Consider the following 23,272-nt stretch of genomic DNA (forward strand, 5'->3'; position numbering starts at 1 on the left):
CCGCATGTCTGGCGCCATCTTCAGTGACAGCTGGTACAAGATTGCCGATGCGCGGGTGAGCCTGCTGCCGGGTGTGGCGGTGCACCGCCAGCTGTGGCGCGGACGGTCTTGGGTGGTGTTGGAAGACGCCTATTCCCACCGGTTTTTCAGGCTCACACCCGAGGCCTACGACTTTGTGCGCGAGCTCACGCCCGAGGTGCGCATCGATGACGCATGGCAGAGCTATTTGTCGCGCCATCCGGACAAAGCGCCGGGTCAAGAAGAGGTGGTGCAGCTGCTGTCGCAATTGCATGCGTCGAGCTTGTTGTACTTTCGGGATGGCTCCAACGACGCTGAAATTTTCGAGCGCAAGCGTGAGCACAAACGCAAAGAGTGGAAAGGCAAGCTGTTGTCTTTTCTGTTCTTTCGCATCCCCATTTGGGACCCAGACCCCATGCTGGAGCGCTTGCACCAGGTGCTCCAGCGGGTGCCAGGCGCTTGGGTGCTGGCGGTGTGGTTGCTGGTGTGTCTGGCCGGCACAGTGGCCGTGCTGCAGCACTTGCCAGCACTGACAGACCGCGCGCAGGGTGCGTTTGCCATGGCCAATTTGCCTTGGCTGTATGTGTGCTTGGCAGGCAACAAGCTGTTGCATGAGCTCGGTCACGGCTATGTGTGCAAACGCTACGGTGGCAGCGTGCACACCTTTGGCTTGATGTTTTTGGTGACTACCCCATTGCCGTATGTGGACACCACCTCGACCTGGGCCTTTCCCAACAAATGGCACCGCATTTTTGTCAGTGCGGCGGGCATGTTGGTGGATCTGTTCATGGCTGCCGTGGGTGCGCTGGTGTGGGCCGCGACGGGGCCGGGCTTGGTCAACAGCTTGGGCTTTAACTTGATGCTGATTGGTTCGGTGTCGAGCTTGCTGTTCAACGGCAACCCGCTGCTGCGCTTTGATGCGTATTACATGTTTGCCGACTGGGTGGGCATTCCCAACTTCTACCAAAAAGCCCAACAGTATTGGTATTACTTGGGCGACCGCTATTTGCTGGGCAGCCACGCGGCGCGCCCGCCGATTGACGATGAGACCGAGCGCAATTGGTTTTTGGTCTACGCGCCCGTGAGCTTGATTTACCGCGTGTTGGTGACCACCGGCATTGTGATGTTCGTGATGGATTTGTGGTTTGGCTTGGGGCTGGTGGTGCTGCTGACCACGCTGATTGCCATGGTGGTGATGCCCACGGTGAAGCTGGTGCAGCACCTCACCGGGCCTGCCGTGCAGTCGCACCGCACGCGTGCTTTGGTGGGGGTGGGGGTGATTTCCACCGTCTTGGCGGTGTTGTTGTTTGTGGTGCCATTCCCCTACGCACTCAATGCGCATGGGGTGTTGCAGTCGAGCCGTCAGTCGATTTTGTTTGCGCCCTATGACGGACGCATCCTTCGCGCTGGGATGGGGCATGGCCAACTGGTGCAGGCTGGGCAGTCGTTGATGGCGATGGACGATGCCTCGCTGCGCTTGGACATGGAACAAACCGAGATGGAACGCAACGAGTTGTGGGTCTTGGAGCGCCAAGCTTTGACGGGCAAGATGGCCGAGATCCATGTGGTGCGCAAACAAATCGATGCCAAAACACAGCGCTTGCAAGATTTGTCGGAGCGCTTGGACACCTTGGACATCAAGGCGCCGCACGAGGGCCGCTTTGTGTCGATGGAGAGCCGTGAAAAAGTGGGCGCTTGGGTGCAGCAGGGGACCGAGCTGGGCCATGTGATCGACACCCATGCGCCCTTTGAGATGGTGGCGGTGGTGAGCCAAGAGCGGGCCCGTGAAATTTTTGATGCCGGTCAGGGCCGCTTGCGGGTGCGCTTGGTGGGACAGTCGGATGAGACGCTGGCGATTGACCAGTTGGTGGTCTTGCCTTACCAGCGCAACCGTTTGCCTTCGGCCGCTTTGGGTTGGATGGGCGGCGGCGACATGCCGGTGTCGGCCCAAGACACCAAAGGAGAGACCAGCGCGGAAGATTTCTTTGAGGTGCGCGCCCGTGTGGTGACCACGCCAGAACAGCATGTGGCCTTGGTCAGCGGCATCAAAGGGGTGTTGTGCATTGACATGCCCTCGCGTTCTTTGTATTCCCGCCTGGAAGAAGCTGTGCGGCAATTGATTCAAAAACGCTACTTCGTGGGTTGACCAGCATGCAGCAAGGCTTGGCTCGGGAAGACTGGCACCCGCCGCGCAACCCCAGTGTGGAGATGCCTTTCTTGGACGCTTGGCGTGCGCGTTGGTCGGCCTGGAGTGGCCAAGCGGCGCGCGCCACCGAGGCCGACTTTGAGGCGGTGCTGCGCCACCAACAAAGCTTTGAGGGCTTGAGCGACGAGGACTTGTCCGCCCGCTTGAAGCGCGACACCCGTGCCATGCGCTTTGCGGCGGACGACTCGGCCCAGCGCTTGCCTTTGTTGGCGCTGTGGTGTGTGGCCGCGCAGCGGGTGTTGGGCATGTCGCCCCACGGCACGCAAATACGCGCCGCGCTGGAGATGCACAACGGCCATTTGGTGCAACTGGCGCCGGGTGAGGGCAAGACGCTGGCGATTGGTTTGGCCGCAGCGCTGTACGCCGGGGCTGGCCGGCCCTGCCATGTGATCACGGCCAACGACTATTTGGCGCAGCGCGATGCCGAGTCGATGGCGCGTTTGTTGGCCTTGGGCGGCGTGCGGGTGGTGTCGATCACCTCTGAAACACCGCCAGAGCAAGCGGCCTCGCTGTATGCCGCCGATGTGGTGTACGCCACGGGCAAGCAGCTGTTGGCCGATTTTTTGCGCGACCAAATTTTGCTCTCGGGTGAGAAAGACCCGGTGCGGCGGCGCATTTGGGAGATGCGCCAGCCCAGCAGCGCCAAAAGGCCGGTGACCCGCGGGCTGTGGGCGGCGATCGTGGACGAGGCCGACAACGTGTTGATCGACGAGGCCACCACGCCCCTCATCATTTCGACGGCGGAAGACAACCCCATGTTGGTGGAGGCCGTGCTGGCGGGCAAACAGATTTTTGAAAGTCTGGTCGCGGACCTCGACTTTGAGGTCAAGACCGATCCGGTGCCCGACATCCGTTTCACGCCACGGGGCGAGCGACGCATCGAAGAACTGTCGTATTTGCTGCCGGCTTTTTGGCAGTTCCCCGAGCGGGCCCAGGGCATGGTGTCGCTGGCGATCATGGCCAAGTATGTGTACATCCGCGACCGCCATTACTTGGTGGACGAAGAGGGCAAGGTGGTGATCGTCGACGAGAAGACCGGGCGCGTGATGGCTGGGCGCTCGTGGAGCCATGGCATTCACCAGGCCATCGAAGCGATGGAGGGCTTGGCGCTGAGCAGCCCGCCCAAGACCCAGGCGCGCATGACCTTCCAGGTGTTTTTCATGCGCTACCACCGTTTGAGCGGCGCCAGCGGCACCTTGCAAGGCATTGAGCAAGAGCTGTGGGAGACCTACCGTTTGTTGGTCAAGCCGATTGCGCCGCGTGTGCCCAGCCGATTGACGGTGGAGCCGCTGCGCGTGTTCGTCGATCCCATGCAACGCTTTGATGCGCTGATTGAAGAAGTGGTGAAGGCCTATGAGGCCGGCACGCCGGTGTTGGTGGGCACGCGAAAAATTGCCGACACCGAAGCCATTGCAGCGCGCTTGCAGTTGTTGTTGGTGCCGTGTCAGGTGTTGAACGCCAAGCACTACGCCGAGGAGTCGCGCATTGTCGAGCGCGCGGGCGAGGTGGGGGCGGTGACGATTTCGACCAACATGGCTGGGCGCGGCACCGACATTTTGTTGGGCCGTGGTGTGTTGGAGCGGGGCGGCTTGCGGGTGCTGATGTTTGAGCCCCACGAGGCGGCGCGCATTGAGTGGCAGCTCTATGGCCGCTCGGGCCGCCAGGGCTCACCGGGCACCGCCTTGGGCTTTGTGTGTTTGCGCGATGAGCTGTTGGCCAAGACGTTTGGCCCGGTCTATGATTTGATCATCCCCTACGGACGCCTCATTGCAGCCCATGCGTTTTTGGCGGGTGCCTTGATTTGGTTGGCCCAGGCCCTGACCCAACGCGGCGCCTACCGCACCCGACAACGGCTGGCCGAGCGCGAACGCCGCGTGGCCAGCCAGCTGTCTTTCTCTGAATAACTTAGCAAGGAACTGCTTCATGGCTTTGGTCAAAATCAATGGTGTGACCTACGAGTTGGACGCCCTCAACGAGGAAGTGAAAACACATTTGAAGTACCTGTCTTACATCGACAGCGAGATTGAGCGCTTGAAGATGCAACTGGGCACCTTCCATTTGTCGCGCGACCAGGTGGGACGCTTGCTCGACATCGCCATGGCCAACTACGCCATCCAGCAGACGCCGTTTGAGAACACGGCAACGCCCGCGCCCGACGCTGACACGCAGGCATGACCCCCGACTTCAACTCACAGCTGCCGCCGCAGGCCGATGCGGTTCAAGAGTGGTTGGCCCGCTTGCGTTCGCAGCAAGGCTTGGCCAAGGCGCAAGAGACCATTTTTTATTTGATGCGCAAGTTCCCCGACCATCTGGGTTTACAGGTCTTGCGTGACTGGCACGACCCGGTGTGGTGGAAGCCGATCGAATTTGGCGCCATCCGACTTGAGCGCCGAGGGCCAGAGCACTTTGAGTTCTTGTGGTCGCTGGTGTTGCAAAAAGATTTTGCGCACCAACTCAAACACTTGCCGCCGGGTTTGACGCCCAGCGATTTGATGTTGGTCTTGTCCAACGAGTCCACGGCGATCATTCCAGAGTCGCGCGCCATCACCTGGGTGATCTTCAAAGGCGAGCAGCCGATTGGGATCTCGATGTTCGTGAACATCAATTTCAAGAACCGCACCGCTGAGCAGATCATGGGCATCATGCCCGGCTACGACACCTCGTTTTTGGTGGCCGATGCGTACTTTTCAAGCTTGTTGGTGGCCTACAACTGCCTGGGTTTGAACAAGGTGCAGGGCTTGATTTACGACAGCAACGAATCAGCCGCGACCTTGCAGCAACGGTTTGGTTTTCAGCGCGAAGGGCGATTGCGCCAAGCGGTGTGGCACGAAGCGTCGCAGCGCTATTTGGATTTGATTCAGATCTCTTTGTTGCACGAAGAGTTTTTGGTGAACCGATTCATCCAGCGCTACATCGGGCGTGAAGCGCGCCACCCGTTTCTCATGCGCCGCCAGGAGTGGCCGCGCTCGACCGGGGATCGACACCGGGAATGAAGGTGTTGCAGTAGCGCAGCGTCAAGTCGATGGCCAGCACGATGCGTTCTTGCGTGCCCTCATGGCGCACGCTGTGCAAATAGGGCCCGCCATCTTTGAAGGCCAGCCATTGACCGGGCGTCCAGGTTTGGGTTTCTTCTCCCACCGTGATGCGGCAGTTTGGGTCGCAACGCAGCCCCAAGTGCATGCGCAAAAAGTCTGGCGTCCAGCCCCGGTGCGGATTGATGACCGAGCCGGGCAGCAAGCGGCTGACAAACACATTGCGCAAATGGCCTTGCGCTTCCAACGGCGCAATCAACCCCGACAAGGTGGGCAAACGGCCTCGGGCGAAGGCCACCAAACGCTCTAAGTTGAAGCTCAGGTTTTGTTTGGACAGCTCGACAAATTCACCCTGAAATTTGGACAGCGGAAACGCGTCCCAGGTGTTGACATACAGGTTGGCGTACTTGGGGTACGGCATGAAGGGCTGGCTGCCGTCGATGAAGGCGAGGAGCTCTTGCTGGATGGCCTCAAAGTGTTGGCTCAGTTCCACGCACAGCGGGATGTGGTGCAGGTGGGCGTTCCAGAACGCGGGCTCGGGGGAAAACGGGGGCGAACTCATGGCGTGAAGCAGCAAGACACAGCGGGTTCACCAATACAGCGCCACGGCGTTGTCTCGCAGCACGCCGTGCCCTTGGAGGGCGATGCGCGGGGGCACCGGGCCGGCACAACGCAGCACCGCTTGGTGGGTGAGCAGGCCGGAGTGGATGACCAATTCCCCGACTTCGTAGGGGTGAAACGATTTTTCGTCGCCTTGCCACAGGTTGAGGCCTGAGCCGGGTGGCAAGGAAATGGGCAAGGTGAAGGTGATGACTTGCTCGGGCGCCAGCGTCTCGTTGGGAAAGACCTGCTGGTACTGCATGTCACGGTGCACGCTGGCCACGTCCCCGCCAAAGGTGGGGTGTGGCAAGTGGATGTGAAAACCCGGCAAGGCCGCTTGCTCGGGGATGAGTTGGGCCGGCAGGCCGTAAATCTCGGTGACCCGCGCGCACAGGTGTTGGTACAAGGGCCCAAATTGCGCCATCAACAACTGGTTGGAGGCGTCACGCAAGATGCGTTGGCGGTACAGGGCTGTGGCGGGGGCCGTGCTGATGAAAGGCTTGCAGTCGTGGTAGGCCGCCATCCCCAAGGTGTAAAAGGGCACGACGGGGTGGCGTCGTGTCCACTGAGGTTGGGCCGCCATCACTTGCTGCGTCCAGTGCGCACAGTCAGGCGCCGAGAGCATGGCATGGTGGTTAACTTCGGGCATGGCCTGATGGTAACGGCACTGAGGGGCTGAATGGGGCGGCCCGTCCGTGCCATGGGCAGCGACAGCCTGGGTAACATGGCTCCAGCTGATGCCAAGTCGAGTAGAAATTTTGTCCGATTCCCCCTCTTTGCGCGATGTGCCTTTGTCGCAGTCGCTGGTGCCTGTGTCAGGCGCTGTGCCCGTGTCTGAACCGCTGCAACGGTTCCAGCAGTTGCTGCTGCACGTGGAGCAGTTGTCGGCACAACTGGCGCGCCTCGAGGCGTGGTCGGACCGCTACCGCCATGGCCATGTGCAAGCGCTGTATGCAATGGCCCAAGAGAAAGCGGCTTTGCAACAACGTGGGCTGTTGTTTTTGCATGCGCGCTTGCAGCAGCCAGACTTGACCGCACAGCAGCAGCGCCAAGCGCGCCTGTGCATCCGCCAATGGTTGGCTGCTTTGCAGCCCCTGCAAGACCCGCAGCTTCAGGCTTTGGCCAACGCGTACCACGAGGGCGATGCGGGCGAAGACGCCGCCCAGGCGCACGACGACGAGGCCCAAGACGAGCAACGTGCGCGCGCCTGGTGGCAACAGCAGCAAGCGCAGGCGCAGCGCAAAGCGGCCAAGCGTGCGGCACGCAAAGCCCAGCGTCGGCCTGCGGCGCACCAGCAAGCCCAGCAGCAACACCTCGATGCCAAGAGCGCCATGCGTGCGATCTATCGGCAATTGGCCAGCGCCTTGCACCCTGACCGCGAAATGGACGAGACCGAGCGGGCGCGCAAGACCGCCTTGATGGGCGACGTCAATGCGGCGTATGGACGCCAAGACCTCACCACCTTGCTGCGTTTGCAATTGGAGGTGGCGCAGGTGGACGCGCAACACCTCTCACGCCTGTCGGCGGACAAGTTGCAGGCCATGTCGTTGCTGCTCAAAGAGCAGGTGCAGGCCTTGACGCAGGATGTGTGGCAGCTGCACCTGGGTCTGACCCATGCGCTGGGTGTGCCGGTGGATGTGCAGGGCGATGAGGCCGACCTGGCGCAAGCCTTGCAGCGTGTGCAAGCCGATGAGCGCCATGCGGTGGACCGCTTGGCGGCAGATTTGGCACGGGTGCAGCGCGACAGCGAACTCAAACGCTGGCTCAAAGAGCAGGCGCTGTGGGCCAAACAGCAGGCCCTAGACCCAGACGGGGTTCATTGACGTTCGATTTTTCGCAGATCGATCAACTGCTGCCATTTGCGAAAGTCTTGTTCGACAAATTGGCGGAACTCTGCCGGTGTGCTGGCCTGGGGCTCGCCCCCGAGGTCGACCAAGCGCTGGATCACATCGGGTTGCTGCACAATTTTTCGCAGTTCTTGGTTGAGCAACTTCACCGTGGCATCGGGCGTGCCCGCCGTCGCGCCCAAGCCAATGAAGGAGTAGACCTGGTAGCCCGGCAGTGCTTCACCGATGGTGGGCAAGGTGGCCCACGATTTGGTGCGCTCTTTGCCGCTGGACCCCAAGGCATGCAGCTTGCCCGACTTGATGTAGGGCAGCGACAGGGTGGGGGCCTCGAACAGCAAGTCGATGCGCCCGGCCAGCAGTTCGTTGAGGGCGGCCGAGCCGCCTTTGGTCGGAATGTGGACCATCTCGGTGCCCGCCATGACGTTCAACAACTCGGAGGACAGGTGACCGATCGAGCCAATGCCTGAGCTGGAGTAGTTGAGCTTGCCGGGGTTGGCCCGGGCATAGGCGATCAACTCGGGCACTGTTTTGAATGGCGCTTGCGGCGTGGTGTTGAGGATGAAGGGGTAGGCGGTGAGGGTGCCGACCATGGTGATGTCTTTGATCGGATCGAACGTCAGTTGCTTGGCCAGCGCCGCACCTGCCGGGTACGCCCCGGTGACCAGCAACAAGGTGTAACCATCGGGTTTGGCTTTGGCCACCAAGGAGGCCCCCACCAAACCGCCGGCGCCGGGGCGGTTGTCCACCACGACGGGCACGCCCAAGGCCTCACCGAGTTTGTTGGCCATCAAGCGGGCCATGATGTCGGCCGAGCCCCCGGGTGCAAACGGGCACACCAAGCTGATGCTGTGGGTGGGGTAGGTTTGGGCCCAGGTGTGGCTCGCCATCAGCAGGGCCGCACAGCACAAGATTTTTTTCAAACAACGGGTGATCACAACGGACTCCTCGGTACGGGGTTTCGGTGGCTGCCTTGAGACGTCGCCAAAGCTGGCGCATTCTGCCTCAGGGAACCGCACCCAAGCCTTCACCTCAGAGACACACGGGGGCATCCATGACTGGTGGTTTAATTCAGGCAACTTCGCAAGGGATGACCCGGCGAAGGGCGCTTTTGACAACGACAACACCAGGAGACAAGCATGGACAAACGCAGTCTGATCAAGGCCATGGTGGCCGCCCCCATCGTGATGGGGCTCAACCCCGCGCGCGCGCAAAACAAGCCCTTCAAGATTGGCTTGCTCACGCCCATGACCGGCCCCTTTGCTTCCACGGGCAAGCAAATGCTGGCCGGGGTGAAGCTCTACATGGCGCAGCAAGGCGTCAACATTGCGGGCCGTCAGGTTGAGTTGATCGTGAAAGACGACACCGGCATGCCCGACGTCACCAAACGCTTGGCACAAGAACTGGTGGTCAACGACAAGGTCGATGTGCTGGCCGGTTTTGGCTTGACCCCGCTGGCGCTGGCCACGGGCCCGATTGCCACTCAGTCCAAAACCCCGATGGTCAACATGTTGGCGGCCACCTCGGCGGTGATCGATGCCTCGCCCTACATGGTGCGGGTGTCCATGACCTTGCCTCAAATCACCGTGGCCGTGGCCGAATGGGCCTCTAAAAACAACATCCGCAAGGTGGTGACTTTGGTGTCCGACTACGGCCCAGGCATCGATGCCGAGCGGACTTTTGTGGATCGCTTCTTGCTCAACGGCGGTCAGGTGCAGGAGTCTTTGCGCGTGCCCATGCGCAGCCCCGATTTCTCACCCTTCTTGCAAAAAGTGCGTGACCTCTCGCCCGACGCCGTGTTTGTGTTTGTGCCCTCGGGCATTGGCACCCAGGTGATGAAGCAGTTCAACGAGCGTGGCTTGGCGCGTGCCGGGATCCGCTTGATCGGCACCGGCGACGTGGTGGACGACGACATCCTCAACAGCATGGGCGACGCCACCTTGGGCATCGTCACGTCTTACCCCTATTCGACCGACCACCCTTCGGCGCTGAACAAGAAGTTTGTGGCCGAGTTCAAAAAGGCCAACCAGAACATGCGCCCCAATGCGGTGGCGGTGTTTGGTTACGACGGCACGCGCTTGATTTACGACGCGCTCAAGAAGACCGCAGGCAAGGGCGATGGCGACGCCTTGTTGGCCGCCATGAAGGGGCAAATTTTTGAAAGCCCACGCGGCCAGATTTACATCGACGCCAACACCCGCGACATTGTGCAAAGCGTGTACGTGCGCAAGGTTGAAAAAGTCAACGGCGAGCTCTACAACGTGGAGTTTCAAGAGCAAAAAGACGTGCGTGATCCTCCACGCGCCCGCTGATTCAGGACATGACCATGAGCAAACCTTTTTTTCGTGCCGACCAAGTCGGCAGTTTGTTGCGCCCGCCTGAGCTGATCGCCGCGCGCGAGCAGTTTCAACACGGCCAGATCGACCAAGCCGCCTTGCGTCACGCCGAAGACGCGGCCATTGCCGAGGTGGTCAAACGCCAAGAGGCCTGTGGCTTTGGTGTGGTGGTCGACGGGGAGTACCGCCGTGAGAACTGGTGGATTGACTTTGTGCAAGGCCTCTCGGGGGTGGAGATCCAAGACGGCGACCCGGCCCAGGCTTTTGTGGCTCCAAACGCCAACCAGGAAGACCATGACCATGACCATGACCACGGCTGGAAGTACGTGCCCAAAAACGTGGTGACCACGGGCCGTCTGGGCGCCAACGCGCCCATCACCGCGCCCGACTTCAGCTACTTGCAGGGCGTGACGCAGCGCACTGCCAAGATCACCCTGCCGTCGCCCACGCGTTTGCATTTCCATGGCGGGCGTGCCGCGGTGTCATCCACCGCTTACCCCGACATGGAAGAGTTCTTTGCCGATGTGGTGAAGGTGTACCAAGCCGAAATTGCCGCACTGGAAGCCGCCGGGTGCCGCTACATCCAGATCGATGACCCGTTGATGACCTACTTCATCAGCGACCGCATGCGTGCCGAAGTGGTGGCCTCTGGGGACGACCCGCAAGTGCGCTTGCAGCGCTATGTGGACTTGACCAATGCCTGCATTGCCAAGCGCCGTCCCGACACCGCCATTGGCATCCATGTGTGCCGAGGCAACTCACGCAGTGGCTGGATTTCCGAGGGCGGTTACGAGCGCATTGCCGACACCGTGTTGGGCGGGCTCCAGGTGGATCACTTTTTGTTGGAGTACGACGACGAGCGCTCGGGCGACTTTGCCCCGCTGCGCCATGTGCCGCGTGGTGTGAAGGTGGTGTTGGGCTTGGTGACCACCAAGTTTGGCCGCCTGGAAAACGCCGACGACTTGGTGCGCCGCATCGACGACGCCAGTCGCCTGGTGCCGCTGGACGACCTGGGGCTGAGCCCACAGTGTGGCTTTGCCAGCACGGTGGACGGCAACATCATCACCCACGACGACCAATGGCGAAAACTCGAACGCGTGGTCGAGGTGGCGCGCCGCGTGTGGGGTGATGTGAAGGCTTGAGTCCCAGGCAGACGAGGTCAAGGGTTAACCCTTGTCTCTCTTGCATCAGGCACGCTGGTGTGGTGTGAGGGGGGCTTCTACACTCGCTACTTTGCAGCACACGGAGCACCCCCTGATGTCCATGGTTCAGCTGGCGCTCAAGCGCCCTTACACGTTCCTTGTGATGGCCATCTTGATTGTGCTGGCTACGCCGTTCGCGCTCAAGAATATGGCGACGGACATCTTTCCGGAAATCAACATTCCGGTCATCAGCGTCATCTGGAACTACAACGGTTTGCCGGCCCAAGAAATGGGCCAACGCATTGCCGCGCAAACCGAACGCGGCTTGACCACGGTGGTGAGCGACATCGAGCACATCGAGTCCACCTCGCTGGCCGGTGTGACGGTGGTGAAGGTGTTCTTCCAACCCGGCGTGAACATCCAAACCGCGATTGCCCAAGTGGTGGCTTCGGTGCAAACCCAGGTGCGCCAGTTGCCGCCCGGCATCACGCCGCCGCTGGTGATCAAGTATTCGGCGTCCAGCATTCCGGTGATGCAGCTGGCGCTCTCCAGCCCCACACTGCCTGAGAACGTGTTGTTTGACGCGGCCGTCAACGGTTTGCGGCCCCAGCTGATCACCATCCCCGGCGTGGCGTCGCCCTTTCCTTATGGCGGAAAAATTCGCGCCATCTCGGTCGACCTCGACACCCAAGCCTTGCAAGCGCGCGGGCTGACCCCAGCCGATGTGGTGAACGCGGTGAACACCCAAAACTTGATCTTGCCCTCGGGCACGGTGAAGATGGGCGACACCGAGTACACGGTGCGTTTGAACGGCTCGCCCGGCGTGTTGTCGGGCCTGAACGATTTGCCGGTGCGCACCAACGGCAACATCACCACCTATTTGAAAGACGTGGCCCAAGTGCGCGACGGCTTTCAGCCGCAGACCAATGTGGTGCGTCAAGACGGTGTGCGCGGGGTGTTGTTGTCGGTGCTGAAAAACGGCGGGGCATCCACCCTGGACATCGTCTCCAACGTGAAGGCGCTGTTGCCGCGTGCGGTGCAGGTGTTGCCCGACGACGTCAAGGTCACGCCCTTGTTTGACCAGTCGGTGTTTGTGTTGGCCGCCATCGAGGGCGTGGTGGTGGAGGCTTTGATTGCCGCCGGTTTGACCGCTTTGATGGTGCTGGTGTTCTTGGGCAACTGGCGCAGCACGGTGATCATTGCCTTGACCATTCCGCTGTCCATCTTGACGTCGATCTTGGTGTTGTTTGCGCTGGGCGAAACCCTCAACCTGATGACCCTGGGCGGCTTGGCCTTGTCGGTGGGTATCTTGGTGGACCAAGCGATTGTGACGATTGAAAACATCGAGCGGCACATCCACTTGGGCAAGGACTTGAACCATGCCATCGAGGTCGGTGCGGGCGAGATTGGCCCGGCGGCCTTTGTCGCCACCTTGTGTATTTGCATTGTGTTTGTGCCGATGTTTTTCTTGTCGGGCGTGGCGCGCTTTTTGTTTGTGCCTTTGGCCGAGGCGGTGGTGTTCGCCATGATCGCGTCGTATTTCTTGTCGCGGACCTTGGTGCCTACCTTGGTGATGATGCTCATGGACGGTGTGCACGAGGCATCGGTCAACGACAAACCCAGCTTGCTGCAACGGGTCTACCGAAGTTTTGACACGCAGTTCGAGCGGGTGCGCCGGGCTTACACCTTGTCGATCTCGGCAGCGTTGTCGCACCGTGGTCAGTTCATGGGTTTCTTCATGGGCTTTTGTGTGCTGTCGTGTTTGTTGTACCCGGCGCTGGGGCGCGACTTCTTTCCGAACGTGGATGCCGGGCAAATTAGGCTCCACATGCGCGCGCCCACAGGCACGCGCATCGAAGAGACGGCGCGCATCGCCGATGCGGTGGAGACGGTCATTCGTGAGTTGGTGCCGCCCGATCAGCTGGAAACCATTCTGGACAACATCGGTTTGCCCAACAGCGGCATCAACTTGTCCTACAGCAACGCCGGCACCATTGGCACCATGGACGGCGAAATTTTGATGTCCTTGAAAAAAGGCCACCAACCCACCGACGAATTTGTCACGCTGCTGCGCAACGAGTTGCCCAAGCGCTTCCCGAATGTGGAGTTCTTTTTTCAAGCGGCGGACATCTCGACCCAGATTTTGAATTTTGGTTTGCCCGCAGCCATTGACGTGCAGTTCACCGGCAGCGATGTGCAGGGCAATGCCGCGCTGGCGGCCGAGCTGACCCAAGCCATTCGCAAGATTCCAGGTGCGGTAGACGCCCATGTGCACCAGCGCTTGGACGGACCGGTGGTGGACTTGAAGATGGACCGCACCCGCTTGCAGCAATTTGGCATGGGTGCGGCCAACGTGGGACAAAACGTGTTGATCGCTTTGTCGGGCAGCTCGCAAACTGCGCCTGCGTTTTGGCTGAATCCGCAAAACGGTGTGGTCTACAACGTGGTGGTGCAGTCGCCGCAGTACAAGGTGGATTCGATCGATGCCTTGCTCGGCCTCACGGTGGGGATCACCCCCAACGCCAACAGCGGCGTCAATGGCTCGCTGCTGCCAACCACGCAAACGCAGTTGTTGGGCAACTTGGTGGATGTGGGGGTGGGTCGGCAGTTGCCCATCGTGTCGCGCTACAACATCCAGTCGGCCATTGATGTGTATGCCAGCGTGCAAGGCACCGACTTGGCCAATGTGGCCTCGCAGGTGCAAGCCTTGGTCGACGAGATCACACCCAAGCTCAAGCGTGGCAACCAAGTGACCATCCGAGGCCAGGTGCAAACCATGCAATCGTCGTTCATTGGGTTGGGCGTGGGCTTGGCGATGGCGATTGTGTTGGTGTACCTGTTGATCGTGGTGACGTTCCAATCGTGGATCGATGCGGCCATCATCATCACCGCCTTGCCGGCGGCCTTGGCCGGTATCGCGTGGATCTTGTTCATCACGGGCACCACCTTGAGCGTGCCGGCCCTGACCGGCGCCATCATGACCATGGGGGTGGCCACGGCCAACAGTATTTTGGTGGTGGCGTTTGCCCGCCAACGCCGCGACGAGGGCGTGCCGCCGCTGTCGGCTGCGCTGGAAGCTGGCTCGACCCGCATCCGGCCGGTGTTGATGACGGCTTTGGCCATGATCATTGGCATGATTCCCATGGCCTTGGGCATTGGCGAGGGCGCTGAGCAAAACGCACCCTTGGGCCGCGCGGTGATCGGCGGCTTGCTGTTCGCCACGGTGTCTACTTTGTATTTTGTGCCGGTGATTTACGCCGACATCCACCAGCGATTGACCCATCGCAAGTCGCATCATGAACAGGGCGTGTCACACGCCCCGCAGGAGAGCTGATCCATGTCAGAACAACGTCATTCCCCCTTGGCCATTCACCCGATCCCTGAAGAGGCGTCGGCCGAGTTGCTGCGGCGCAGACACATCATCCGCCGCAGCAAGTGGGTGGTGGGTGTGGTTTTGTTGGTGCTGGCTGTGGGTGCAGGGCGCACCCTGCTCAGCCGTTATCAGAACGGCAAAGCATTGCAGGCCGGCGTCACCGAACGCAACCAAAACTACGTCAAGACCAGTTTGGTGAAAGTCAGTCAAAACGCCCCCACGGTGGCGCTGCCGGGCTCTTTGCAGGGTTATGTCCAGTCGCCCATTTACGCCCGCGCTGCGGGTTATGTGAAGCGCTGGCACAAAGACATTGGCAGCCGTGTGACCAAGGGTGAAGTGTTGGCCGAGTTGGAGACCCCCGAGATTGACGAGTTGTATGCCCAAGCGCAGGCCGACCGACAGCAGGCCGCAGCGAGTTTGGAGGTGGCCAAGAGCACCGAGGTGCGCTGGGTGGCTTTGCGTGCCAAAGATGCGGTGTCACAACAAGAGGTGGACGAGCGGCGCAGTGCCAGCACGCAAGCCCAAGCCCGCTTGGCTTCGACCGAGGCCAACGTGCAGCGCCTCAACCAGCTGCTCAACTTCAAGCGGGTGTTGGCGCCCACCGATGGGGTGATCACCCGCCGCAACGTGGACACCGGGGACTTGGTGGATGCCGGCGCGTCCGGCGGCTTGGCGCGCGCTTTGTTTGTGGTGACCCAGACTGACCCGCTGCGTTTGTATGTGAACGTGCCCCAAGCCTATGCCCAGCAGGTCAAGATCGGACAAGCCGTGACCGTGACGCAGGCCGAGTTGAGAGACCAAAAGTTTGAAGGCAAGGTCGCGCGCACAGCCGCGTCGATCGATGCGCTGTCACGCTCCATGCAGGTTGAAATTGCGCTGCCCAACAAAGAGGGGGTGCTGCTGCCCGGTGCCTTTGTGCAGGTGGATCTGCCCTTGGCGGCCAAGCCCGGCATGGCCATTCCGAACAACGCCTTGATCATCCGAGGCGATGGCATCAAGGTGGCCGTGATCGATGCGGAGCGACGGGTGCGCATGCAGGCGGTGACGCTGGGGCGCAACTTTGGTGAGCGGGTGGAAGTGCTGTCGGGTTTGGCGCAAGGCGCACGCTTGGTGCTCAACCCGCCTGATGCCTTGGGCGAGTCGGACTTGGTGACGTTCAATGCCGAGCAAGACGACAAAGCCGCCGCCGAGGCCGCCGCCAAAGCCAGCGCCAAGAAAGGCACACCGTGACAGCGCGCCGTCTGTTCACAGGGGCCATGCTGCTGGCCAGCTTGGGGCTGACGGGCTGTGTGACCGCCCCCGCCTATGTCAAACCCGAGGTGATGGTGCCACCCAGTTGGAGCGGCGAAGGCCCTTGGCGCGCTGCCCAACCTGCCGACACACAGCCCAAAGGCCCGTGGTGGGAACGCTTTGGCGATGCCGACCTCAACGCCTTGGCACAACAGGCGATGACCGGCAACCAAACCCTGGCTGCTGCCCAAGGCCGCTTGTTGCAGGCACGTGCCACCTTAGGCGTGAACGCGGCCAGCACCCTGCCTCAGGTGGGGGCAGGCTTGCGCGCGCAGCGCTTGGAGATTTCTGCCAATCGCCCCCTCACAAACTACAACGCCCCCAATTGGCAGACCATTCAAAACGATTACGTGCCCACGCTGGCCGTGAGCTACGAAATTGATTTGGCCGGACGTGTCAAAAGCTTGGTCGACGGGGCCACGGCCTCGGCCCAGCAGGCCAGCGCTGATTTGGAAAACACCCGTTTGATTTTGGTCGCCGATTTGGCGTCCAGCTATTTCAACCTGCGTGCACTCGACACCGAGTTGGATGTGTTGACACGCTCCATTGGGTTGCAGCGATCGTCGTTGGATCTGGCCAACCACCGTCACGACCTGGGTGTGGCCTCGGGGCTGGACGTGGCACAGCAACAGGCCTTGCTCGACACCACCCTGACCCAAGTGGACATCCTCAAACGCCAACGTGCCCAGTTGGAGCACGCCATTGCCACGCTGGTGGGCACACCCGCGCCGCAGTTTGTCCTGCCCGCCAAACTCAGCCCCATGAAGCCGCCGCTGATTCCCGTAGGGATTCCAAGTGATGTGTTGCAACGCCGGCCCGATGTGGCGTCTGCGGAACGTGCCATGGCCGCAGCGAACGCACAAATTGGTGTGGCCAACGCGGCTTTCTACCCCAGCCTGAACTTTGGCCTCAACGGCGGTCTTGACAGTCGCTTGTTCAGCGAGGTCCTCAACGGCCCCAGCATTTTTTGGTCCATGGGGGTGTCCGCAACGCAGACCTTGTTTGATGGCGGGCGCATCCAATCCAACGTCGACTTCACCCGCGCCGGCTTTGAAGTGGCTGTCGCCAACTACCGCCGTGTGGTGTTGACGGCGATGCAAGAGGTGGAAGACGGCATCAGCAGCGTGAACGCCATCGACCGGGCCTACAACCAAGCGCTCAAAGCGATTGAAAGCAACCGACGCGTGTTGCAAATTGCCTTTGACCGCTACCAAGGTGGCATTGCCAACTCGCAAGACGTGATCATTGCGCAGCAGTCACAACTCAACAGCGAGCGCTTGGCGGCGCAGTTGCTGGGGCAACGCTTGTTGACCTCGGTGTTTTTGGTCAAGGCCTTGGGCGGGGATTGGCAGGCGACCGCGCCCTGAGGCGTGGGTCGGAACTCAACCGTCCCAAGTGCTTGGACATGCCCCAAGCTTGCTCCGAGTGGTGTGGTTCTTTCAGGTGGAGGCTGAGTCATATGCTGGCTGGCAAGTTGACCCCATGTGTCCGGATGGTGGGTCTGTTTTTTTTCAGCGCTTGGATGGTCTGTTCGAGCGCGCAAGACCTGATGGAGCCCATCGCCAAGCTCAGTCCTGAGCAGCAACAGAAATTGCGTGCTGTGTTGGAAGAACCAGTGGACCCCAACGCCCTGTACGCCACGCAAATCGAGGTACACAAGCGCAAAGAGCAGGCCGCGATTTTGTTGGGTGATTTCCGTGTGCGCGAAAAAAATCTCATCGAATGGTCCAAGATTGACGCCGACGGCAAGTGGGGTTTGCGCAGCTTCTGGTCTGCCATTGGCAAGCGCGAAGAGGCCTATGCGCTGGGTCAAGAAATTCTCAGTGGGGTTAAATTTCCTCATGCAGCGGTGCGCATCCGCGTGTTCATGGCAGGGGACTACATCCAAGACAACAACCTGTCACGCGCAGGCGAGTTGCTCGACCAAGCAGAGCAGTTGGTGCGTTATGACTTGCCCAATGTGCCACGCAGAGGTGAGCTCGTGCATTGGATTGCGCGCGCAGAAACCGAGTTTTTGACCGCCAAGTCCTTCTACCTGATGCGCAAAGGCAAATGGGACGAGAGCATTGCCACCAGCAAACTGGCGGTTGAGAAATCCAAAGATTTGTTGCGGGTGGTGAACATCGCCAACTCAGAGCTTTACCGCACCTACGCCAAAAGAACGGCTGTGCAGGCGGCAGGAAATTTGGTCAATCAGCAAGTGCAGATGGGGCAGTTCGCCAGCGCCGAGTGGTCGTTGCGTGAGGCTTTGCAAGTCGCCAAAGCCAATGGCTTCAACGACAACCACATGGCCAACTTTTATTTGATGATTGCAGACTTGTCCAATGGGTCAGGACATTACGCGCAGGCGCTTCCCCATCTGCAACGCACCGAGGCACTGATATTGGCTCAGGGGTTTCCTAAGCAGTCCAGCCTGTGGCTGGGTCTCAAAGCCCGAGAGTTGACGTCTCTGATGGGCATGGACCAGTGGGGCAAAGCCTTGGCCTTGCTCCACAGCATGGAGGTGGATACACAAGGGGGTCAAGTCAAACTTGAAAACGTGGTGGACCCCAAGCTACGCGCTTTCACTTATCTCAAATCAGGGGACCCTGGGCGTGCTTTGGACGTGCTGAGTTCGGCATTGAATGCCCAGATCGCTGTTCATGGTGAAAAGCACTACGCCACCGCGTTGACGCGCGGTCTTTTGGGCGTGGCCCGCTTGAAGAACAACCAACTGCCAGAGGCACGGGAAGCGTTCACATTGGCAAGAGAGCATCTGACGGCACCTGATTCGCTGACGGGTGATTTTGTGGAGAACGCGTTTCAGAAAAAAACCAAGCGGTTTATTTTTGAAAGCTATATGCAGTTGCTGGCTCAAACGGCGGCGAACAACACCCAGGACGCACAAGCGATTTTTCAACTGGCTGATCAGATCCAGGCCTCATCGGTTCAGCAAGCCTTGTCCGAAGCTGCGGTTCGCTCCGGCGTGAATGCGCCCGGGGTCTCTGAGGTGATTCGCAAAGAGCAAGACGCCAAAAATGAAAGTGCGGCGCTCACGGCCTATCTCTCAGGGCAAGGCATTGAATCGGACAAGGGCCGCAACCCACAGGTGGTGGAGCAGATGCGCTTGAGGCTGTTTGAGATTGAAAAACAGCGTAAAGAATACAAAGCGCAGATTCAGAAAAATTACCCCGAATATTTTCAGTTGCTGCAGCCCAAGGCGCCCAGCCATCAGGACATCGCGCAATCGTTGGCTGCCGATGAGGTGTTCGTCGCCATCTTGCCGATGGAAGATGACACCTATGTTTGGGCGATCAACCATCAAGGTGAGATCCAATTCCACCGGTCGAATTTGACCCAGAAAAAAGCCACCGAATGGGTTGATCGCGTTCGCCAAACACTGGATGTGGCGGCGATGGGGCCGCGCGCACCAGCCTTTGACGCCCTCAGCGCGCACCAGCTGTACCAAGCCACCCTCTTGCCTGTCGCTGCGATGCTGGAAGGCAAAAAGCACTTGGTGGTGGCCACCTCGGGCGCGCTGGCCAATCTGCCGATGGCGGTCTTGGTCAAGCAAGCACCCGCCGCTGTGAAGGGGGCGGCGCCAATCCAAACCTGGTTGATACAAGACATCGCCATCAGCCAGGTGCCAACGGCAAGCGGCTGGATGTCCTTGAAGCGCTTTGGCAAAGTGCCTTCGAGTTCGCAGCCTTTGATGGCTTGGGGTGACCCTCTGTTTGATGTCAAAGCGGCCAGCAAGGGCACGGCGGTGGCGCAAAACAATGCGGGTGCCGTTCGGTCTTTGGTGAGCACCCGCACCATGACCCCCAGCAGTTATGAGCAAGACACCCAAAGCCAATTGCTTTACAGCCAAGTCCCACCGCTGCCTGAGACGCGCGACGAGGTCTTGGCCTTGGCCAGGATTTTGTCAGCCAACCCCCAAGAGGATTTGATTTTGGGGGCCCAAGCCACGCGACAGTCGGTGCTGAATCAAAGCACTTCGGGTGCGTTGGCCAAAAAACAGGTGGTGGTGTTTGCCACCCATGGTTTGATGGCGGGCGACTTGCCCAATCTGAACCAACCTGCCTTGGCCATGGCCGCCACCGCAAACCCGAGCGAGTCGCCCTTGCTCACTTTGGAGGATGTGTTGACCCTCAAGCTCAATGCAGATTGGGTGGTGCTGTCTGCGTGCAACACCGCGGGTTCTGATGGGAAGGCTGAGGAGGCCATGAGCGGTTTGGCGCGTGGGTTCTTTTTTGCGGGCAGCCGAAGTTTGCTGGTGACGCACTGGTCGGTTGAAAGTGAAAGCGCCATGCTGCTGACCACCCATACCTTTGATGCTTACAAGAAAAATCCAGGCATGCGTCGGGCTGAGGCCTTGCGTCAGGCTATGCTTGAAACGATGAAAACTACCCAATACGCACACCCCACCTACTGGGCCCCGTATGTCTTGGTGGGGGAGGGCGGCAGATGATGCGACGTCACGTCACTTGGTGGGTCTTGGCTTTGTTGTTCTGCTGTGGCGCGGTGCAAGCCCAAATGCAAGAGTTGCTGAGTGTTCAAAAACTGTCGCCCGCAGAGGCGGTTCAATTGCGTGAGCTGTTGGCCCAAGAACCGCCGGAGGGGCTGAGCGGCAAACCTTTGGTCGATTGGTTTCAGCGCAAAGACGCAGCGGCCTTTCGTTTGGGTGAGCCGGCAGAGCGCGAACGTGTCTTGCGCCAATGGGTCAAAGCGGTTCCCAATACAGGTTCTAAGTGGAGTCTGGGCGCATTTTTGATGGACAACTCGACCAGCACAGCCGAAGGTTTCGCGTTGATGGAAGAGGTGATGCAAGAGGAGAAGCATCCCGTTCACATGGTGCGTGTGCGTTCGCGTTTGGCGCTGGGATTCATCGAAGAGCATCAGCTGAAAAAAACACAAGCCTTGTTGGAGGAGGCGGAAGTTATTTTGCAGCGAGACTTTGCGCGCTTTCGAAATGGGGCGATTGGCTATTGGGCTGTTCGCGCTGAAATAGAGTTTTACCGCTCCAAGGCCAGGTTGTTGTGGCGACAAGGTCGCTTTGACGAGGCCTTGGAAACCGCCCGCCGCTCTGTCAACAAGGGTGTGGACCTCAAAGGGCTCGAAAACTTTGCGGTGCCAAGGCAGGTGGTGTATGGCCGCAGTTGGCACGCAGCCTCCGCTGTGGAGGTGGCGGTCATCTTGACCCGCATGGGTCGCTTGTTCGATGCCGAAGAGGCTTTGCGTGAAGCCAAAGCCATTTACCGGGACTACCAGTTCACCGAAGACCAGATGGTGTTTTTTTACCGTTGGGTGGCAGATTTGTACTTTGCCCAGAGTCGCTATGCCGATTCCCTCAAGATTGCCAACAATGTCCGCGCGGTGCAGCAGCGACAAGGCTTGTCAGATGGGACTGCGCAGTCCGTTTTCACGCGCATGCGCATCAACAGCGCGCTGATCGCCCAAGAAAAATGGGCCGATGCGGCCAAGGAATTTGAAAGCATCGACCAAGCGGTGGGAGACAATCCACGACTCAAGCCGATTGCCCGCATGGTGGACATGCGGGCCATGACCTACATGAACACGGGGCGGTTAGACGAGGCCACCCGTTTGTTCAAAGCCACCCTCGATTGGGCCACCACCAACTTGGGGGCTGACCATTACTTCACAGCGTTCAAGCGCGGCTTGTATGCCGTGGCTTTGTCCCAAGACCCGGCTCAACAAGATCTGGCCAGACGCGAGTTTGAGCGCGCCATCCGAGGCATCACGGCGCCCGATGCGTTGTCGTCCAATTTTGAGGAAACACCGTACCGCCAGGGTTTGAAGAAACTGATTTTCAAATCCTATGTTCGGTTGTTGTCGCAAGTTGCTGGCGCCACAGGACAAGAGGCCGCTCAAGCTTTCATGGTGTCCAACCATTTGATTTCCTCTTCCGTGCAGCAGGCCATTGGAGATGCTGCCGCACGCGCAGCCATCAAGCAGCCCGGATTGGGTCAGATTGCACGCCAAGACCAAGATGCCAAAGCAGAGTTGCTGACGCTGTATGCCTACATCTCAGAACAAAGCAACGGCGGTGAAGACAAACGCAACCCCGAGGTGGTCAAAGCCATGCGCGCGCGCATGCTGGAGCTGGAAGCTGAGCGTCGTGCGTTCAAGACGCAAATTCAAAAACAGTACCCCGAGTACTTTCAGCTCTTGCAGCCCAAAGCCCCAACGCCAGCTGAGATCGCGGCTCTGTTGGGGCCCAAAGAGGTGTTCATCACCTTGGTGCCCTTGGATGCCGAAACCTTTGTGTTTGGGATCAACCGCGAAGGTCAAGTGATCTTTCACCGCAGCGAACTCAAACAAGTGCAAGTGGATGACTTGGTAAAAAAGGTCCGCAGCACCTTGGATGTGGCCGAGCTTGGCCCCAAGGCGCCGCGCTTTCAGTTTGCCGAGGCGCACACGCTGTACCAACAACTCATCCAGCCCTTGGAGGGCATGCTCCAAGGCAAAGACCATTTGATCGTAGCGAGTTCGGGCTCCTTGGGCCAATTGCCATTGGCGGTCTTGCCGCGCCAACCTTGGCCGAGTGGCTCCCATGCCGAGGCCCCCTGGTTGGCCAAAGATTTCGCACTGAGCCATATTTCTTCGGCCAACGCTTGGGCTTCGCTCAAGCGCTTGAGCCACACCCCGTCTGGGAAAGCGCCCCTGATGGCTTGGGGTGATCCCCGCTTTGCTGCGACGGTGGCGTCGGCCGATGCCAAGACCGCGCAGGTGCGTTCGGTCCTCAACACGCGTGCCTTGCGCAGCAGCGATTTGGACAAGCCCGCCGTGGACTTGGTGCGTTACGCAGAGTTGCCCCCTTTGCCGGAAACGCGCGACGAAGTGCTGGCCTTGGCCAAGGTGCTCAAAGCCAACCCACAAAGCGATGTGTTTTTGGGTGAACGGGCCACACGCCAATCGGTGCTGAAAGCGAACCAAGACGCTGTGTTGGCAGACAAACAAATTTTGGTGTTTGCCACCCACGGTTTGCTCCCCGGCGATTTGCCGCGCTTGAGTCAGCCTGCGTTGGCCATGGCGTCTTCTGCTGACTTGAACGAGTCGCCTTTGCTGACCCTCGAAGATGTGCTGAGCCTGCGCTTGAATGCCGATTGGGTGGTCTTGTCTGCCTGCAATACCGCAGGTGCCGATGGTCAAGTGGAAGAAGCTTTGTCTGGATTGGCCCGTGGGTTCTTTTACGCGGGAAGTCGCAGCTTGTTGGTGACGCATTGGTCGGTCGAGAGCGAGAGTGCGATGCTGTTGACCACGCAAACCTTTGAGGCCTACAAGGGCAAAGCTGACATGACCCGCTCTCAGGCGTTGCGACAGGCCATGCGCCATGTGATGCAAATGCCGCAGTATTCCCATCCCACCTTTTGGGCCCCTTATGCTCTGGTGGGAGAGGGCGGTCGTTGATGCCCCCCGTTTATGTTCATC

Annotated in this window: 15 protein-coding genes; 12 read left to right on the forward strand and 3 right to left on the reverse strand. The window is 59.9% G+C overall.

Annotation, left to right across the window (positions count from 1 at the left end; genetic code table 11):
• The first annotated feature begins 4 nt into the window (after positions 1-4).
• The 4 genes from ACKWJN_RS13545 to ACKWJN_RS13560 are packed head-to-tail and all read left to right on the forward strand — an operon-like array spanning position 5 to position 5,217.
• Entirely contained in the window at positions 5-2,164 is a 2,160-nt protein-coding gene (locus ACKWJN_RS13545; RefSeq protein ID WP_408597719.1) for a hypothetical protein, read from the forward strand.
• Between the two features lie 5 nt (positions 2,165-2,169).
• On the forward strand, positions 2,170-4,128 hold the full coding sequence (locus ACKWJN_RS13550; RefSeq protein WP_408597721.1) for a hypothetical protein: 1,959 nt from the start codon (positions 2,170-2,172) through the stop codon (positions 4,126-4,128).
• Positions 4,129-4,147: 19 nt separating this feature from the next.
• A complete protein-coding gene (locus tag ACKWJN_RS13555; RefSeq protein ID WP_408597723.1) occupies positions 4,148-4,399 on the forward strand; it encodes a hypothetical protein in 252 nt (83 codons plus the stop codon).
• Entirely contained in the window at positions 4,396-5,217 is an 822-nt protein-coding gene (locus ACKWJN_RS13560; RefSeq protein ID WP_408597725.1) for a GNAT family N-acetyltransferase, read from the forward strand. Before ACKWJN_RS13555 ends, ACKWJN_RS13560 begins: the two co-directional genes overlap by 4 nt.
• Here the strand turns inward: ACKWJN_RS13560 and ACKWJN_RS13565 are convergent.
• Both ACKWJN_RS13565 and ACKWJN_RS13570 read right to left on the reverse strand, forming a co-directional pair.
• Positions 5,165-5,818, reverse strand: coding sequence for an aspartyl/asparaginyl beta-hydroxylase domain-containing protein (locus tag ACKWJN_RS13565; protein WP_408597727.1), 654 nt, complete (start codon positions 5,816-5,818; stop codon positions 5,165-5,167). The genes ACKWJN_RS13560 and ACKWJN_RS13565 overlap by 53 nt on opposite strands.
• A 27-nt stretch (positions 5,819-5,845) precedes the next feature.
• Positions 5,846-6,505: a hypothetical protein gene (locus ACKWJN_RS13570; protein WP_408597728.1), complete on the reverse strand. Its 660-nt coding sequence runs from the start codon at positions 6,503-6,505 to the stop codon at positions 5,846-5,848.
• A 109-nt stretch (positions 6,506-6,614) separates the two neighbouring features.
• Here ACKWJN_RS13570 and ACKWJN_RS13575 point away from each other — a divergent pair, with 109 nt between their 5' ends.
• Positions 6,615-7,679: a hypothetical protein gene (locus tag ACKWJN_RS13575; RefSeq protein ID WP_408597730.1), complete on the forward strand. Its 1,065-nt coding sequence runs from the start codon at positions 6,615-6,617 to the stop codon at positions 7,677-7,679.
• Here ACKWJN_RS13575 and ACKWJN_RS13580 read toward each other — a convergent pair.
• Positions 7,673-8,638, reverse strand: coding sequence for a tripartite tricarboxylate transporter substrate binding protein (locus ACKWJN_RS13580; RefSeq protein WP_408597732.1), 966 nt, complete (start codon positions 8,636-8,638; stop codon positions 7,673-7,675). The two genes, ACKWJN_RS13575 and ACKWJN_RS13580, sit on opposite strands and share 7 nt — an antisense overlap.
• Positions 8,639-8,839: 201 nt before the next feature.
• Between ACKWJN_RS13580 and ACKWJN_RS13585 the strand changes: the two genes are divergently transcribed.
• The 7 genes from ACKWJN_RS13585 to ACKWJN_RS13615 all read left to right on the forward strand — a co-directional run bounded on the left by ACKWJN_RS13585 (position 8,840) and on the right by ACKWJN_RS13615 (position 23,251).
• Positions 8,840-10,012 (forward strand): ABC transporter substrate-binding protein, encoded by a 1,173-nt coding sequence (locus tag ACKWJN_RS13585; protein ID WP_408597734.1) that lies wholly within the window; start codon positions 8,840-8,842, stop codon positions 10,010-10,012.
• Positions 10,013-10,026: 14 nt separating this feature from the next.
• The gene (locus ACKWJN_RS13590; protein ID WP_408597736.1) at positions 10,027-11,178 is read left to right on the forward strand and encodes a 5-methyltetrahydropteroyltriglutamate--homocysteine S-methyltransferase; all 1,152 of its coding nucleotides are present in this window, start codon (positions 10,027-10,029) and stop codon (positions 11,176-11,178) included.
• 115 nt (positions 11,179-11,293) lie between these two features.
• A complete protein-coding gene (locus tag ACKWJN_RS13595; protein WP_408597737.1) occupies positions 11,294-14,512 on the forward strand; it encodes an efflux RND transporter permease subunit in 3,219 nt (1,072 codons plus the stop codon).
• Positions 14,513-14,515: 3 nt separating this feature from the next.
• Positions 14,516-15,781 (forward strand): efflux RND transporter periplasmic adaptor subunit, encoded by a 1,266-nt coding sequence (locus tag ACKWJN_RS13600; RefSeq protein ID WP_408597739.1) that lies wholly within the window; start codon positions 14,516-14,518, stop codon positions 15,779-15,781.
• A complete protein-coding gene (locus tag ACKWJN_RS13605; protein ID WP_408597741.1) occupies positions 15,778-17,208 on the forward strand; it encodes an efflux transporter outer membrane subunit in 1,431 nt (476 codons plus the stop codon). The genes ACKWJN_RS13600 and ACKWJN_RS13605 overlap by 4 nt, the downstream gene beginning before the upstream one ends.
• Before the next feature lie 128 nt (positions 17,209-17,336).
• A complete protein-coding gene (locus tag ACKWJN_RS13610; protein ID WP_408597743.1) occupies positions 17,337-20,291 on the forward strand; it encodes a CHAT domain-containing protein in 2,955 nt (984 codons plus the stop codon).
• Positions 20,288-23,251, forward strand: coding sequence for a CHAT domain-containing protein (locus ACKWJN_RS13615; protein WP_408597745.1), 2,964 nt, complete (start codon positions 20,288-20,290; stop codon positions 23,249-23,251). Before ACKWJN_RS13610 ends, ACKWJN_RS13615 begins: the two co-directional genes overlap by 4 nt.
• Positions 23,252-23,272: the final 21 nt, after the last annotated feature.

Origin of the sequence: Limnohabitans sp. (genome assembly GCF_046052825.1) — a bacterium.
Classification (GTDB): domain Bacteria; phylum Pseudomonadota; class Gammaproteobacteria; order Burkholderiales; family Burkholderiaceae_C; genus Limnohabitans.

Bases quoted from the DNA above. Each gene is read 5' to 3' on its own strand.
- ACKWJN_RS13545 (WP_408597719.1), top strand. From the start codon at position 5: ATGTCTGGCGCCATCTTCAGTGACAGCTGGTACAAGATTGCCGATGCG.
- ACKWJN_RS13550 (WP_408597721.1), top strand. From the start codon at position 2,170: ATGCAGCAAGGCTTGGCTCGGGAAGACTGGCACCCGCCGCGCAACCCC.
- ACKWJN_RS13555 (WP_408597723.1), top strand. From the start codon at position 4,148: ATGGCTTTGGTCAAAATCAATGGTGTGACCTACGAGTTGGACGCCCTC.
- ACKWJN_RS13560 (WP_408597725.1), top strand. From the start codon at position 4,396: ATGACCCCCGACTTCAACTCACAGCTGCCGCCGCAGGCCGATGCGGTT.
- ACKWJN_RS13565 (WP_408597727.1), bottom strand. From the start codon at position 5,818: ATGAGTTCGCCCCCGTTTTCCCCCGAGCCCGCGTTCTGGAACGCCCAC.
- ACKWJN_RS13570 (WP_408597728.1), bottom strand. From the start codon at position 6,505: ATGCCCGAAGTTAACCACCATGCCATGCTCTCGGCGCCTGACTGTGCG.
- ACKWJN_RS13585 (WP_408597734.1), top strand. From the start codon at position 8,840: ATGGACAAACGCAGTCTGATCAAGGCCATGGTGGCCGCCCCCATCGTG.
- ACKWJN_RS13590 (WP_408597736.1), top strand. From the start codon at position 10,027: ATGAGCAAACCTTTTTTTCGTGCCGACCAAGTCGGCAGTTTGTTGCGC.
- ACKWJN_RS13595 (WP_408597737.1), top strand. From the start codon at position 11,294: ATGTCCATGGTTCAGCTGGCGCTCAAGCGCCCTTACACGTTCCTTGTG.
- ACKWJN_RS13600 (WP_408597739.1), top strand. From the start codon at position 14,516: ATGTCAGAACAACGTCATTCCCCCTTGGCCATTCACCCGATCCCTGAA.
- ACKWJN_RS13615 (WP_408597745.1), top strand. From the start codon at position 20,288: ATGATGCGACGTCACGTCACTTGGTGGGTCTTGGCTTTGTTGTTCTGC.